The organism is Micromonospora sp. CPM1, from assembly GCF_023896895.1.
GTDB classification, from domain to species: Bacteria; Actinomycetota; Actinomycetes; order Mycobacteriales; family Micromonosporaceae; genus Micromonospora; species Micromonospora tulbaghiae.
Genome location: NZ_JAMHIU010000009.1, coordinates 42,412 through 54,694 on the forward strand (window position 1 = coordinate 42,412; position 12,283 = coordinate 54,694).

Annotated in this window: 14 protein-coding genes; 11 read left to right on the forward strand and 3 right to left on the reverse strand. The window is 71.6% G+C overall.

The window, feature by feature from the left end:
• The first annotated feature begins 228 nt into the window (after positions 1-228).
• The 5 genes from M8C11_RS12975 to M8C11_RS12995 all read left to right on the forward strand — a co-directional run bounded on the left by M8C11_RS12975 (position 229) and on the right by M8C11_RS12995 (position 4,239).
• Complete coding sequence (locus tag M8C11_RS12975; RefSeq protein WP_252449697.1) at positions 229-1,665, forward strand: helix-turn-helix domain-containing protein; 1,437 nt, start codon at positions 229-231, stop codon at positions 1,663-1,665.
• Positions 1,662-2,561: a phosphotransferase family protein gene (locus M8C11_RS12980; RefSeq protein WP_252449698.1), complete on the forward strand. Its 900-nt coding sequence runs from the start codon at positions 1,662-1,664 to the stop codon at positions 2,559-2,561. Before M8C11_RS12975 ends, M8C11_RS12980 begins: the two co-directional genes overlap by 4 nt.
• A gap of 99 nt (positions 2,562-2,660) precedes the next feature.
• Positions 2,661-2,864 (forward strand): DUF5919 domain-containing protein, encoded by a 204-nt coding sequence (locus M8C11_RS12985; protein WP_252449699.1) that lies wholly within the window; start codon positions 2,661-2,663, stop codon positions 2,862-2,864.
• A complete protein-coding gene (locus tag M8C11_RS12990) occupies positions 2,861-3,664 on the forward strand; it encodes an inositol monophosphatase family protein (RefSeq protein ID WP_308212740.1) in 804 nt (267 codons plus the stop codon). The genes M8C11_RS12985 and M8C11_RS12990 overlap by 4 nt, the downstream gene beginning before the upstream one ends.
• Positions 3,665-3,690: 26 nt before the next feature.
• Positions 3,691-4,239: a GNAT family N-acetyltransferase gene (locus tag M8C11_RS12995; RefSeq protein WP_252449701.1), complete on the forward strand. Its 549-nt coding sequence runs from the start codon at positions 3,691-3,693 to the stop codon at positions 4,237-4,239.
• Positions 4,240-4,289: 50 nt separating this feature from the next.
• On the opposite strand, the gene M8C11_RS13000 is transcribed toward M8C11_RS12995, so the two are convergent.
• A complete protein-coding gene (locus M8C11_RS13000; protein WP_252449702.1) occupies positions 4,290-4,763 on the reverse strand; it encodes a hypothetical protein in 474 nt (157 codons plus the stop codon).
• The gene (locus M8C11_RS13005; RefSeq protein WP_252449703.1) at positions 4,760-5,275 is read right to left on the reverse strand and encodes a DUF1772 domain-containing protein; all 516 of its coding nucleotides are present in this window, start codon (positions 5,273-5,275) and stop codon (positions 4,760-4,762) included. The genes M8C11_RS13000 and M8C11_RS13005 overlap by 4 nt, the downstream gene beginning before the upstream one ends.
• Before the next feature lie 209 nt (positions 5,276-5,484).
• Between M8C11_RS13005 and M8C11_RS13010 the strand changes: the two genes are divergently transcribed.
• Positions 5,485-6,732 (forward strand): sensor histidine kinase, encoded by a 1,248-nt coding sequence (locus M8C11_RS13010; RefSeq protein ID WP_252449704.1) that lies wholly within the window; start codon positions 5,485-5,487, stop codon positions 6,730-6,732.
• Positions 6,729-7,391 (forward strand): response regulator transcription factor, encoded by a 663-nt coding sequence (locus tag M8C11_RS13015; RefSeq protein WP_120571467.1) that lies wholly within the window; start codon positions 6,729-6,731, stop codon positions 7,389-7,391. The genes M8C11_RS13010 and M8C11_RS13015 overlap by 4 nt, the downstream gene beginning before the upstream one ends.
• A 22-nt stretch (positions 7,392-7,413) precedes the next feature.
• Here the strand turns inward: M8C11_RS13015 and M8C11_RS13020 are convergent, their stop codons facing one another.
• A complete protein-coding gene (locus M8C11_RS13020; RefSeq protein ID WP_252449705.1) occupies positions 7,414-9,573 on the reverse strand; it encodes an MMPL family transporter in 2,160 nt (719 codons plus the stop codon).
• A gap of 112 nt (positions 9,574-9,685) precedes the next feature.
• Between M8C11_RS13020 and M8C11_RS13025 the strand changes: the two genes are divergently transcribed.
• From M8C11_RS13025 to M8C11_RS13040, 4 genes are read left to right on the forward strand one after another with little or no spacing between them, the layout of a single operon-like run.
• Positions 9,686-10,636, forward strand: coding sequence for a hypothetical protein (locus M8C11_RS13025; RefSeq protein ID WP_252449706.1), 951 nt, complete (start codon positions 9,686-9,688; stop codon positions 10,634-10,636).
• Positions 10,633-11,031: a hypothetical protein gene (locus M8C11_RS13030; protein ID WP_120571469.1), complete on the forward strand. Its 399-nt coding sequence runs from the start codon at positions 10,633-10,635 to the stop codon at positions 11,029-11,031. The genes M8C11_RS13025 and M8C11_RS13030 overlap by 4 nt, the downstream gene beginning before the upstream one ends.
• A gap of 46 nt (positions 11,032-11,077) precedes the next feature.
• The gene (locus M8C11_RS13035) at positions 11,078-11,443 is read left to right on the forward strand and encodes a VOC family protein (protein ID WP_252449707.1); all 366 of its coding nucleotides are present in this window, start codon (positions 11,078-11,080) and stop codon (positions 11,441-11,443) included.
• Positions 11,444-11,474: 31 nt separating this feature from the next.
• Positions 11,475-12,209 (forward strand): YqjF family protein, encoded by a 735-nt coding sequence (locus tag M8C11_RS13040; RefSeq protein ID WP_252449708.1) that lies wholly within the window; start codon positions 11,475-11,477, stop codon positions 12,207-12,209.
• The last annotated feature ends 74 nt before the right edge of the window (positions 12,210-12,283 follow it).

Genomic DNA, 12,283 nt, shown 5'->3' on the forward strand with positions numbered 1-12,283 from the left:
CCACCGGAGCCCAGCACCCGCCCCGGGCCATGCGCTGACCTTCAGTCCCTCTCGGCAGGAGGCGCATGCCCTGATGATCGTGGCCGCCATACACGCCCCGCATACGCTCGGTCACCGTCACGAGACATCCGGCGATATGCACAGCGCGTATACCGGGCCGCTCCGGAACGGGTTGAATGGCTAGGCTCGACTTCGGACACAGGTTCTCCGCGAACGGCGAGGTTGCCGGTGACACCTGCGAACTGCCCCCGCTGCGGCGGCCGCCTGGCGCGCGACAACGGCACGGGGCGCTGCGCGCCCTGCCAGGCCGCCGAACGCGACCGCCTCAGCACGCCGCCCGGGGTGCCCGACTCGTTCTGGGACCATGAACCGGTACGGACGGCGTTGGCCCGGCGACATCTCGGGCAGGTGATCCGGGCGTACCGCCACCACCCGTACCACGGGCGGAGCCCGCTGCCGCAGAGCGTCGTCGCGGGGTGGCTGGGGATCACGCAGGCACAGTTGAGCCGGATCGAGAACGGGCCAGCCCTGGTGCATCTCGACCGGCTGACGCATTGGGCGACCGTGCTCCGCATCCCGCCGGGGTCTCTCTGGTTCTCAGTCGGTCCAGACTCTCCGGCCAGCGCTCCGGCCGACGGGATCCGCGCAACACCAGACCTGGGCCGGCGAACCCTCCTGGCCGGCATCGCCGCGGTGTCCGCAGGAGCCGGGCTGGTCGGGGTCGCCGAGCAGCCACGGCCCCGCCGTATCGGCAGTGCGGACGTCTCTCGGCTGAACGCGGTCCTGGAGCTCTACCGGTCGGTCGACTACGAATGCGGTGGCGGCCTGCTCTATCGGGAGGTCGCGCGGTTCGCGGAGTCGGTGTACGGGATGCTCGACTGGTCACACGCGCCCGGGCTGACACCCCGCCTCTTCGCGGCGGTCGCGGCGGCGCGTCAGTTGGCCGGCTGGACCGCGCTGGACGCCGGCCGGCACGCGGACGCCCAGCGGCATTTCGCCGCGGGCGAGCGGGCCGCGATGTCCGCTGACGATGCCCCGCTGGCGGCCCTGATCCGCTACTCGCAGGCCAAGCAGCTACAACACCTTCGGCACAACCACGATGCTCTGGCCGCGCTGAGGCTGGCCCACTCAGAGCTGGGATCGCGGGCGACCCCGGCGGTGAGGGCGCTGCTCTGGGGCGCGGAGGCCGCCTCGACGGCCGCACTCGGCGACCACCGAAGCGCGCTGACCCTCCTCGGTCGCGCGAGTGACCAGTTCGAGCGGGTGGATCCCGAACGCGAGCCGACCTGGATGGCCTTCTACGACCGTGGCGAACTGCTAGCCCAGTACGGCCGCGTGTACCGCGACATGGCCCGGCAGGCCGGCACGCACGCGGCACAGGCGGTGCGGAGCGTCGAAGAGGCGATCGTCGCCTTCGGCCCGGCGAACGTCCGCAGCATGGTCCTGAACGAGGTCGGCTTGTGCAGCGCGCTCTTCCTCACCGATGACCCCGAGCGGGCGGTCGCTGTCGGCACGCGCGTGGTCGAGCAGTCGCGTGCGCTGAGTTCCAGTCGAGTGGTTGATCGAGTACTCAACCTGCGGCGCGATCTCGGACGGCACCGCCACCTTCCCGTCGTTGCCGAATTCGATCGGACACTCACCGCACGAGCTGCTGCCACGGTATGAGCGGACGGTTCTCGGAAGAGGCGATGACCCGCGCCATGCGGGAGATCGCCAGCGGGCTTGAGGTGCCGACCGAGGATGCCCGCCTCCTGCGGCTGACCAACAACGCCGTGTTCGCGTTGCCGGATTCCGGGCTCGTCATCCGCATCGCGCGGACGCACCGGCTCCGGGATCGGGTGACGAAGGTCGTTCAGCTCGCGCGATGGTTCGCCGAGCTGGACGCGCCCACGATCCGGCTGGCGCCTGGCGTGGCGCAGCCGGTTGCGGTCGGTGACTTGGCCGCCTCTGTATGGACCTACGTGCCACCCACTGGGCCTACTCCGACGGTGGATGACCTCGGCTCGGCGCTGCGGCGGTTTCATGCGCTCGGACCCCCGTCCTTCCCGCTGACCGCCTGGGATCCGATCGGGGATGCGCGCCGACGCCTGGCGGATGCCGACGGCTTGAGCGCAGAGGACCACGACTATCTGATGACGTGGTGCGACCGCTTGGAGCCGCAGGTCGCCGATCTCAACCGACGCGTGGAGCAGTCGCTCATCCACGGGGACGCACACGTCGGCAACCTGCTCCGGGATGCATCGGGCGGCATCCTGCTCTGCGACTTCGACGCCACTTGTCTCGGGCCTTGGCAGGTGGACCTGGCAGCGGTCGCTGTGGGCGAGGCCCGCTTCGGAAAGACCGGGGCGCATCGGGCGCTCGCAGAGGCGTACGGGTACGACGTGATGTCCGACCGCGACTGGCCGCTGCTGCGGGAAGCCCGCGAGCTCAAAATGATCGCTGCCGCCACGCCGCTTCTCGCAACTTCGGCGCGTGTCGCCGCCGAATTCGCTTTCCGGCTGCGGTCAGTAACGGACGGCGATCGTACTGCGAGATGGATCCCATTCGCTGATCTTGTTTGAGACTAGAAAGGGTTTACCGGCATGTGGATGGATCCGAGTGCCGTCGCGCCATGATCAACAAACGCGGGCCTGTGTCTACCCGTCGAACTCGGGACCCGCATGGCGTTGGCGACCCATGACGAAACGCTTCGCTTCAACATCGTGCTCGTGGATGATCAGTGCGTGGCGCAGCCCTACCTGACCGACAGTCGAGGGGTGGACTCACCCGCCTTCGTCATTCGGCGCGACGTGCACCGATCCGGGCTCTACCAGGTGTTCGAGCAGTTCTTCGAGTCGCATTGGCAGCGTGGCAAGGCGCTGTGAGCACCTACCAAGACCTCCTAGCCGTCGCGACCGAGGCCGTTAGGCGAGCTGCTCGGGCCATGCGGCAGGGATCTCCCGGCGTACTCACCCTCAAGGGCGACCGCGACGTCGCCTCCGAACTCGACTTCGCGATCGAGCGGGATGTCCGCGCCTTCCTGGCAGCGGAGACGCCCGATATCGGCTTCCTCGGTGAGGAGGAAGGGGACTCCGGCCGAGCCGACCTCCGTTGGGTACTCGACCCTATCGACGGCACCGCGAACTTCCTCCGCCGGTTGCCGATGTGCGCCGTCTCGCTGGCACTCGTGCATCAGAACAATCCAGTGCTGGGCGTGATCGAGCTGCCGTTCCTGAGCTCGCTCTATACCGCTGTGGAAGGCTGCGGCGCACACGCTAACGGGCAGCGGATAACGGTCGGCGGGGTCAGCGTCTTGAAAGACGCGATCGTCGCCGTCGGTGATTACGCAGTCGGGCCTGGCGCCGATGCCAAGAACGCGATGAGACTTGCCCTGGCCGCCCAGCTCGCTGCACGGTCCCAACGCGTACGCATGATGGGCAGCGCCGCACTCGACCTCGCATGGCTCGCTGAGGGACGGCTGGACGCCGCGATCACCCTCTCGAACCACCTGTGGGACATGGCATCCGGCGTCGTCATCGCGCGGGAAGCTGGGGCATCAGTGGTGGACCGGCACGGCAACGCCCACGACAGCACATCTCAGGAAACACTGGCCGCGTCTCCGCTGCTCATGCCGGCAATACTCGACCTGTATCGAAGCGCAGCAGCGGAAGCGGCTGCCGCCTGAGGGGTTCTTAATGGAATCCTCGCTTCGTGCGGGAGAATCTTCGACTTCGCCACCACACGTCTGTAGAGGCCGACGGTCTGGTGAAGCAACTTGTGGACGTGTACCTCGACGCGCACACCGACGACGGCCCGCGCTACACGGCCGAGCGGTACCAACAGCAGCTCGCCGCGCACATGCCCCGGGAAGGCTGGGAGCTGGTGGCGGCCAGGGTCGATGACGAGTTGGTCGGCTACGTGTACGGCTTCCCGCTCGGATCCGATTCGCATTGGTGGGACGGCATCCACGACCCGGCACCGGACGGCTTCACTGACGAAGACGGGCAACGGACATACGCGGTCTGCGAACTGCTGGTGCGGCGATCATGGCAACGCCGGGGGATCGCGCGGGCGCTCCACGATCGGCTCCTGAGCACGCGGCGGGAGGAAAGGGCCACGCTGCTCGTACGGCCCGACAACGTTGCCGCCCAGCAGGCGTATGACTCCTGGGGTTGGCAACCGGCCGGATGGCTCCGGCCCACGCGGGAGGGAGCACCGCTGTTCGAGGTCCGCATCAAAGCCATTGCGTCGAGCCGGTGATTGACAACACGGAATCCGCTGCATTCTGATGTCGAGACTGCTCGGCTGGCTCAGGCGCCCGGGCTGGAACTACCGGCCTGTTCAGGACGTCGAGCGGGTGCGGGCAGCACCCGGCCCAGCAGCACCGCCACCCCACCCGCGATCACTCCGACCATCGTCCCGGTGACCAGGCTCGACATCACCGCCGCACCTCGCAACAACGCCTCCCGCGCCCCCGGCTCCAGCCCGGCCAGCCCCGGCGCGTCCATCCCCAGCGACGAGTCCCAGAACACCTGGTGACCGACCGCCAGGAACACCCCGTACAGCGCCCCGATCACCACCATCGTCAGGAACGGACGCGGCGGTCGCCGCCACAGCACGGCGGCCACCCAGCACAGCGGCGGCCCGACCGCGAGCAGCGCGGCCACAACGGTGCCATCCGGCACCACATCCAGGTCGTGCAGGACCACGCGCGGGGCTGCCAACGCGGCCAGCGCGACCAACGCCGGCCAGGGGAACCCGAGGGTACGGCGACCCGCGCTCATCGCGTCACCTCCGGCGAGGCCGAAGCCGACGTCGGTGCGGGAGCCGACACCGAGCCCGGCGCGGTCGAGCGCACGAACTTCAGCAGCGCGACGAACGCCAGGACGGCCGTCACCGCACCTCCGGCGAAGCGCACCCAGTGACCGGCGACGAACTCGGCGGCGACCTGACGCAGGTACTCGGCGGAGTGCGTACCGGGCGGGTCGACGAACATGATCTCGTTGCGCGGCCAGAAGAAGACAGCGGAGAACAGGAACTCGCAGACGACGAACACGGCCGTGGCGCCGGCGACCCACCAGCGCAGCCGCCGGTCGCGCCAGGTGAGCAGCGTGGCGGCGACGCTGCTCAGGATCACCGACGCGCCGAGCGGCGGGAAGTAGTCGTGCGGGCCGCCGTGGACGAGGAACTCACGGGCCCGGTCGAGCGAGGCGGGCGCGTCGCTGAAGATGTTCGGGTAGAGCATGACGGTCTCGGCGGCGACCCCGCCGAACGACATCATTGTCGCCCATACCATGACAATAAGGGCGAGCCAGGTCAGTCTTGTGCGTACCACGAGGGTTCTCCTCACGTTTCGGGGACGCCATCGACGCTAGGTCGGCTGCCCTCGGCCGTCGTCCGCGTGGCCGCGCGACCGGATGTCGCTTCTCGGCGTACGCCTCGGGGTCGACCCTGACGCCTGCGGACGACAGCGGTGAGGGTCCGCGCGGACCTAGGCTCGAAGGCGTGCCCGACACCTCGCCCACCCGCGCCGACGCGCTGCTCGCGGCGGCCACGCTCGGCCTGGTCGCGGTGGCCGTGGCGGCCGACCGGCCCGCGCCCGGCGGCGCGGCGCTCGCCGTCGTGGTCGGCGCGGTGCTCGGCGGTCTGGTGCTGTGCGCCAGGCGGTGGCCGCTGCCGGCCCTGCTGGCGACGGCTGTCGTCATCCTCGGGTACTACGCGCTGGACCTGCCGCCCGTCGGGGTGGCCGCCCCGGCCGCCGCAGTCCTCTACCGGGTGTCCGAGCGCGGGCGTGTCGTCCCGGCCGCCGTGGTCGCCGGGAGCCTGCTGGCCGTGTCGGTGGTCGCCCGGCTGGCCGAGGGCGACGACATCGCGGTGGTCGTCGGTACGGAACTCGGCTCCGAGGGGGCGTTGCTGCTCGCCGTGATCGCCCTCGGCGACGCGGTACGCAACCGCAGGTCGCTGCGGGCGGCGCTGGTCCGGCAGGCGATCGCGGCCGACGAGGAGCGCCATCGGGAGGCGGCCCGTCAGGTCGAGGCGGAACGGCTGCGCATCGCCCGGGAGGTGCACGACACGCTCGGGCACACCATGTCGGTGATCACGTTGCAGTCGGCAGTCGCCCGGGAGGCGCTCGCGGACAGCGATCCGGTGCAGGCGGAGAACGCCCTGGTCGCGATCCGGTCGGTGAGCGGCAGCGCGATGGCGGAGTTGCGGGCGACGCTCGGCACGCTGCGCCGCGAGCCCGGGCCGCGCGAACCGGTTCCCGGCTTCGACCAGCTCCCGGCGCTCGTGGACGGCGTGCGCCGGGGAGGGCTGGCCGTCGACCTGCGGATCGAGGGTCCGGTGGACGCGCTGCCGGCGGTGGTGGGCAGCACCGTCTACCGGGTCGTGCAGGAGGCGTTGACGAACGTCCTGCGCCACGCCGGGGCCACCCGGGTCACCGTGACGGTCCGCGCCACGCCCGGCCGGCTCGCGCTGGAGGTGGTGGACGACGGCCGCGGCGGCCCACCCGGCGGGCCGACGAGCGGGAAGGGCCAGGGCCTGCGCGGCATGGCCGAGCGGGTGGCCCTGCTGGGCGGCACCGTCGAAACCGGCACCGTCCAGACCGGCACCGCCGCAACCGCCACCGTCCAGACCGGCACCGCCGCAACCGGCGGCACCAAGGCAACCGGCAGCACCGGCACAACCGGCACGAGCGGCAGCGGCGGCTTCCGGGTGTCGGTCCACCTGCCGCTGGCGGGGGTGGCCGCGTGAGCCCGATCCGCGTCGTCCTCGTCGACGACCAGCACCTGGTCCGCACCGGCCTGCGCGCGCTGCTCGACCGGGCGCCGGACATCGAGGTCGTGGGCGAGGCCGGCGACGGCGGCAGCGGCCTCTCCGTGGTACGGGAGCAGCGGCCCGACATCGTGCTGATGGACGTCCGGATGCCCGGCGGGGACGGGCTGGAGGCGACCCGGCGGATCCTGACCGACCCGACGCTGGACGGCGTGCAGGTGGTCATGCTGACCACGTTCGACGACGACGAGTACCTGTTCGAGGCGATCCGCGCCGGGGCGGCCGGTTTCCTGCTCAAGGACACCCCGCCCGACGCGCTGCGGGACGCGGTCCGGACGGTGGCCGGTGGCGACGCGCTGCTCTCCCCCGCCGTGACCCGCCGGGTGCTGGCCGCGGCGGCCCGCTCACCGGTGGCCGACCCGGCGCGGCTGGCCGGACTGACCGCCCGGGAACGGGACGTGCTCGCCCAGGTGGGCGCCGGACGGTCCAACACGGAGATCGGGCAGGCGTTGTTCCTGAGCCCGGACACCGCCCGCACCTACGTGAGCCGGCTGCTCCAGAAGCTGAACGCCCGCGACCGGGCGCAGCTCGTCGTGATCGCGTACGAGAGCGGGCTGGTCCGCCCCGGCGAGGGCTGAGCCGCGCCGGGGCGGGTCGCAGTCAGGCCGACGCCGCGTCCGCCGGCTCGGGTGCCGCGTGCCGGCCGCCGCCGTTGCGCCGTTCGTCGCCGTGCCCCGGCCACCATGCCTTGTGGCCGATCAGCCCGGTCAGTGCCGGTACGAAGAACATCGACATGACGAACGCGGACAGCACGATCCCGATCGCCACCGCGAAGCCCATCTGCTGGAGGAACGAGATCGGCGCGAGCATCAGCACCCCGAACGTGCCGGCCAGGATCAGCCCGGCCGCGGCGACTGTCGGGCCGGCGTGTTCCACCCCGATCGCGGCGGCCTGATGCGGTTCGTGGCCTTCGCGCGCCTCCTCGCGGAGCCGGGCGATCATCAGGATGTTGTAGTCGGTGCCGATCGCCACCACGAACAGGTAGAGGATGATCGGCAACTGGAACGTCACGCCGGGGTTGCCCTGGAGCCCCTGGAACACGTAGACGGTGGCGCCGAGCGTGGCGGCGAAGTTGAGCAGCACCGCGATCACCAGGTAGACCGGCGCGACGAGGCTGCGCAGCAGCAGCGCCAGGATGATCGCGATCAGGAGGGCGGCGACCGGGAGGATCACCGACAGGTCCCTGTTGTTCGCCGAGTTGATGTCCGCGAAGATCGCCGTGGCGCCACCCACGAGCGCCTTGGTGCCGGGCGGAGCCGCCTCGTGCACCGCGTCCCGCAGGTCGTCGCGCACGAGCGTGATCGCCTCGTTGGACATCGGGTTCTCGTCCAGCAACAGGTTGATCCGGACGACGCTCGGGTCGGTGGTGCTGCGCTCCGGCGGCTGCGCCTGCCCGACGCCCGGAGCGCTTGCCGCCGCGGCGGCGAAGTCGTTCACCTGCTGCTCGGTGAGCGGGGTGCCGTTGCCGGTGGTCAGGTAGACCTCGGTGGGCGCGAGCGCCCCGGCGGCGAACCCGCGCTGGAGATCCTGGGCGGCCCGTGCCGACTCGGTGTCCTGCGGGAAGCCGGCGCTGAAGTCGTAGTCGGCCTTGTAGCCGAGCACCCCGGCGGCGAGCGCCACGAGCAGCGCGCCCGAGGCTGCGGCCACGACGGCCGGACGGCGGCCCACGACGGCGCCGAGCCGCCGGGACAGGGTGGCCTTGGGCTGACGCTGCCACGCCTTCGACGGCCAGAACACCCACCGGCCGAGCAGCGACACGATCGCCGGGATCAGCGTCAGCGAGGTGACGAGCATGACGCCGACGGCGATGGCGAGCGCCGGACCGAGTGAGCCGAAGAAGCCGAGCGAGGCGAGCAGCAGCACCAGGAACGCCACGATCACCGCACCGGCGGCGGACGTGATGACCTCGCCGACCCGCTGCACCGAGACGATCATCGCGGTGCGCTTGTCGTCGCCGGCGCGCAGCCGCTCCCGGTAGCGGAACAGCAGGAACAGGATGTAGTCGGTGCCGATGCCGAACAGCACGATCAGCAGGATGGTCTGCAGGTCCTGGCTGACGTTGAGGTCGAACGCCTTGCCGGCGGCGGCGACCAGCCCGGTGGTGACGGACATGACCACGCTGATGACCACCACCGGCAGCAGCGCGGCGATCGGACTGCGGAAGATGATCAGAATCAGCCCGATGATGAGGACGATGGTGGCGACGCCGACGACAGCGAACGCCTCGTTGAACGTGTCCTCGTTGTCGACGAAGCTCGCCACGTCGCCGGCCACCCCTGCGGTCAGGCCGCTGCCGGCCAGGTCCGGCCCGAGGGCGGCGCGCAGGTCGCGTACCGCGTCGAGCAGGCCCGGGTCGTCGGGGCTGTCGGCGTCGAGACCGACGGTGACCACCTGCACCGACTTGTCCGGCGCGACGGCCTGCGGGCCGGTCAGGTAGCCGGATGTCTGCGGGATGTTCCGGGCCTTGAGCGCGGTGGCGAGCTGCCCCACGCGCGCCTCGTCGGCCGGGGTCAGCGGCTTGCCGTCGCTGCGCTTGACCACGACCGTGGCGGTGGCGGTGGCGGCCTGCGGGAACGACTTCGCGGCCAGCTCGGTGGCCTGCACCGACTCGTAGGAACGCGGCAGAAAGCTCTCCTGGTCCGCGGAGGTGATGTCGCTCAGCGAAGGACTGGCGGCGATGATCGCGATTGCGGCGACTACCCAGCCGCCGATCACCCACCAGGCCTTGCCCACGACGAATCTGCCCAGGCGCTCGAACATCGTTTCCCCCGTGTGTTCGGCTGTGTCGCACGCGATCCTACGCTGTGTGAGCAATCCCTTTCGGACGGCTCGCGGACTTCCCTCGATGATCCGGGTGGCCGAGGATCGACTGATGAGCGTGCGGCTGCCCGGTCCCGGAGTGCTCGCGGCCTGGCTGGCGGCGACGGTGCCGGCCCCGCTCGTCGTCTACGAGTGGACCCACAGGTGGGAGGAGGAGCAGCCGGTCTCCACCGCGCTGTGGTGGCCCGTGCTCGCGTCGCCCGTGCTCGCCGCCGTGCTGGCGGCCCGGCAACCCCGGCGCCCCGCGGCGGCCGTGGGCGTGTCCACGCTGGTCACGACCGTGCTTCTCACGGCGTCGCTGGCCTTCTTCCGGTGGGTCGTGCCGCTGACCGGCGAGGCCCGCTGGGGGCGGGCACTGCTCGGCGGCGCGGCGCTCGCGGTGGCCGGAGCGCTGATCGGGTACGCCGTGGGCGGGCGCCTGCCCCGCCGGGACCGCCCGGCGTCGCGGCGCGGCTATCTGGTCGGCGGGCTCGCCGTCGTGTTCGGCGCGCTGCTGGCGCAGTCCGCGGTACGGCTCGGCGCCGAGGACAGCACGATCGGACACCCCCCGCACGAGTACGGCGGCGTGGGCCCTTACGTGACGTCGGCGAGCCGGTTCACGGCGCCGGCCGCCGGGGCGTACGGGATCTTCGCGCTGGGTTTCTCCCCGGCGGACCCCGACTGCCGCCTCACCGGCGACGGCTCGACGGTCCGGGCGGCCGAGCCGGTCTCCGTCCCGCCGGGCGACTACGGCAGCGACGCCGCCGCCTACTCCTGGGTGGCGACCGTGCGGGTGCCGACGCCGGGTTCGTGGACGCTCGACTGCCGCACGACCGACCCGGAGGCGTCCTACGTGGTGGGTGACGTGCCGGAGATCCGGGGCGCGGTGGGCGAGGTGATCCACTGGCCGGTGGGCGTGATCTGGCTGCTCGGCGCGGTGCCCGGCCTGCTGATCGTCGCGGACGCCGCCCGGCGACGGCGAGCCGGTCCGATGGTCGCGGTGTCCGGCAGGATGACCGCGTGAACGACGAGGAATGGTACGAGCGGCACGGACTGCGTCCGGCGGACGTCGAGCCGGTGCGGTCGATGCTGCGCGAGCAGATCCGCCTCGGTGCCGACAACGACAGCGCCCTCATCCACCTGGGCTGCGAGCAGTTGTTCCTGCACGGTGACCTGGCCGACGTACTGCTGATCTGGCAGGCCAAGCACTCCAGCTTCGACGCCGCGTGCTCGGTGGAGTGGCAGTTGCTGTGCGGGGCGGGGCGGGAGCAGACGCTCGCTCACCTGCGGACCCTCGGCACGGCGGAGGCGGCCGAGGTTCTCGCCTACCTGTCGGCTGTCGATCCCGAGGACGTGGCGGCGTTCGACGTGGCCGAGCGGTCTCGCTGGTACGTCGAATACCACGGCGGATTGTCGTAGGGGTTTCGTAGCCTGAGGCGGTCATCGACGTTCGCAGGGAGGCGACGTGCTCGACCACTTCTCCGTAGCGGTGCGCGATCTGGCGGCCAGCGGCGCCTTCTACGACGCCGTCCTCGCCCCGCTGGGCGGGCGGCGGCTGATGGAGCCCGGCCCGATCGGCTACGGCGTCGACGCGCCCGACTTCTGGGTGGAGCCCGCCCCGGCCGGTGCCACACCGGTGCCGGTGCACATCGCGTTCACCGCCGCCGACCGCGCCACGGTCCGGGCGTTCCACGACGCGGCTGTCGCGGCCGGCGCGGAGGTGCTGCACGCGCCGAAGGAGTGGCCGGAATACCACGCCGGCTACTACGGCGCGTTCGTCCGCGACCCGGACGGCAACAACGTCGAGGCGGTCTGCCACCGCCCGGAGTGAGTCGGTTGCGTCCGGGAGGCAGGATGGGCCGGTGGAGATCGAGCCGGTCGAGCACGCCCCGGTACGCGCCATCCGCCGGGCCTGGCTGGTCCAGCGCTGGCACGACCTCACCTTTCTCCACTGGGCGGTCCCGCCGGAGCGGGTGGCGCCGCTGCTGCCCGCCGGCACCCGGCCGGACACGTTCGACGGGCTCACCTACGTCGGGCTGATCGGGTTCCAGATGGTCGGGCTGGGGCTCGGGCGTGGCCCGGGCGTGCCCTACTTCGGCACGTTCTGGGAGACGAACGTCCGGCTCTACTCGGTCGACGGCTCGGGGCGGCGCGCTGTGGTGTTCCGCTCGCTCGACGCGTCCCGGCTGGTGCCCGTGCTGGTGGCGCAACTGAGCCTGCGCCTGCCCTACAAGTGGTCGGCGATGCGGCTGGACCGATCCGGTGACACGCTCACCCACCGGTGCCGCCGCCGCTGGCCCGGTCCGGCGGGCGCGACCAACCGGATGACGGTCCGCGTCGGCGCGCCGATCCCCGAGCCGACGCCGCTGGAACACTTCCTCACCGCCCGCTGGGGCCTGCACACCCGCGCGTACGGCCGCACCCTCCACGTGCCGAACTGGCATCCACAGTGGCCGCTGCACCGCGCCGAGCTGCTGCACCTGGACGACGAGCTGGTCACCGCCGGTGGCCTGCCGGCACCGGACGGGCCGCCGGTGAGCGTGCTCTACTCCCCCGGCGTCCCGGTCGTCTTCGGCGGCCCCACGTCGGTCGGGTGACCGCCACGTCGGTCGACGCCAGGTCGCTGGAGTGGCGGCATCCGGCACACCGGAACACCGCCACTTCCCCGAGG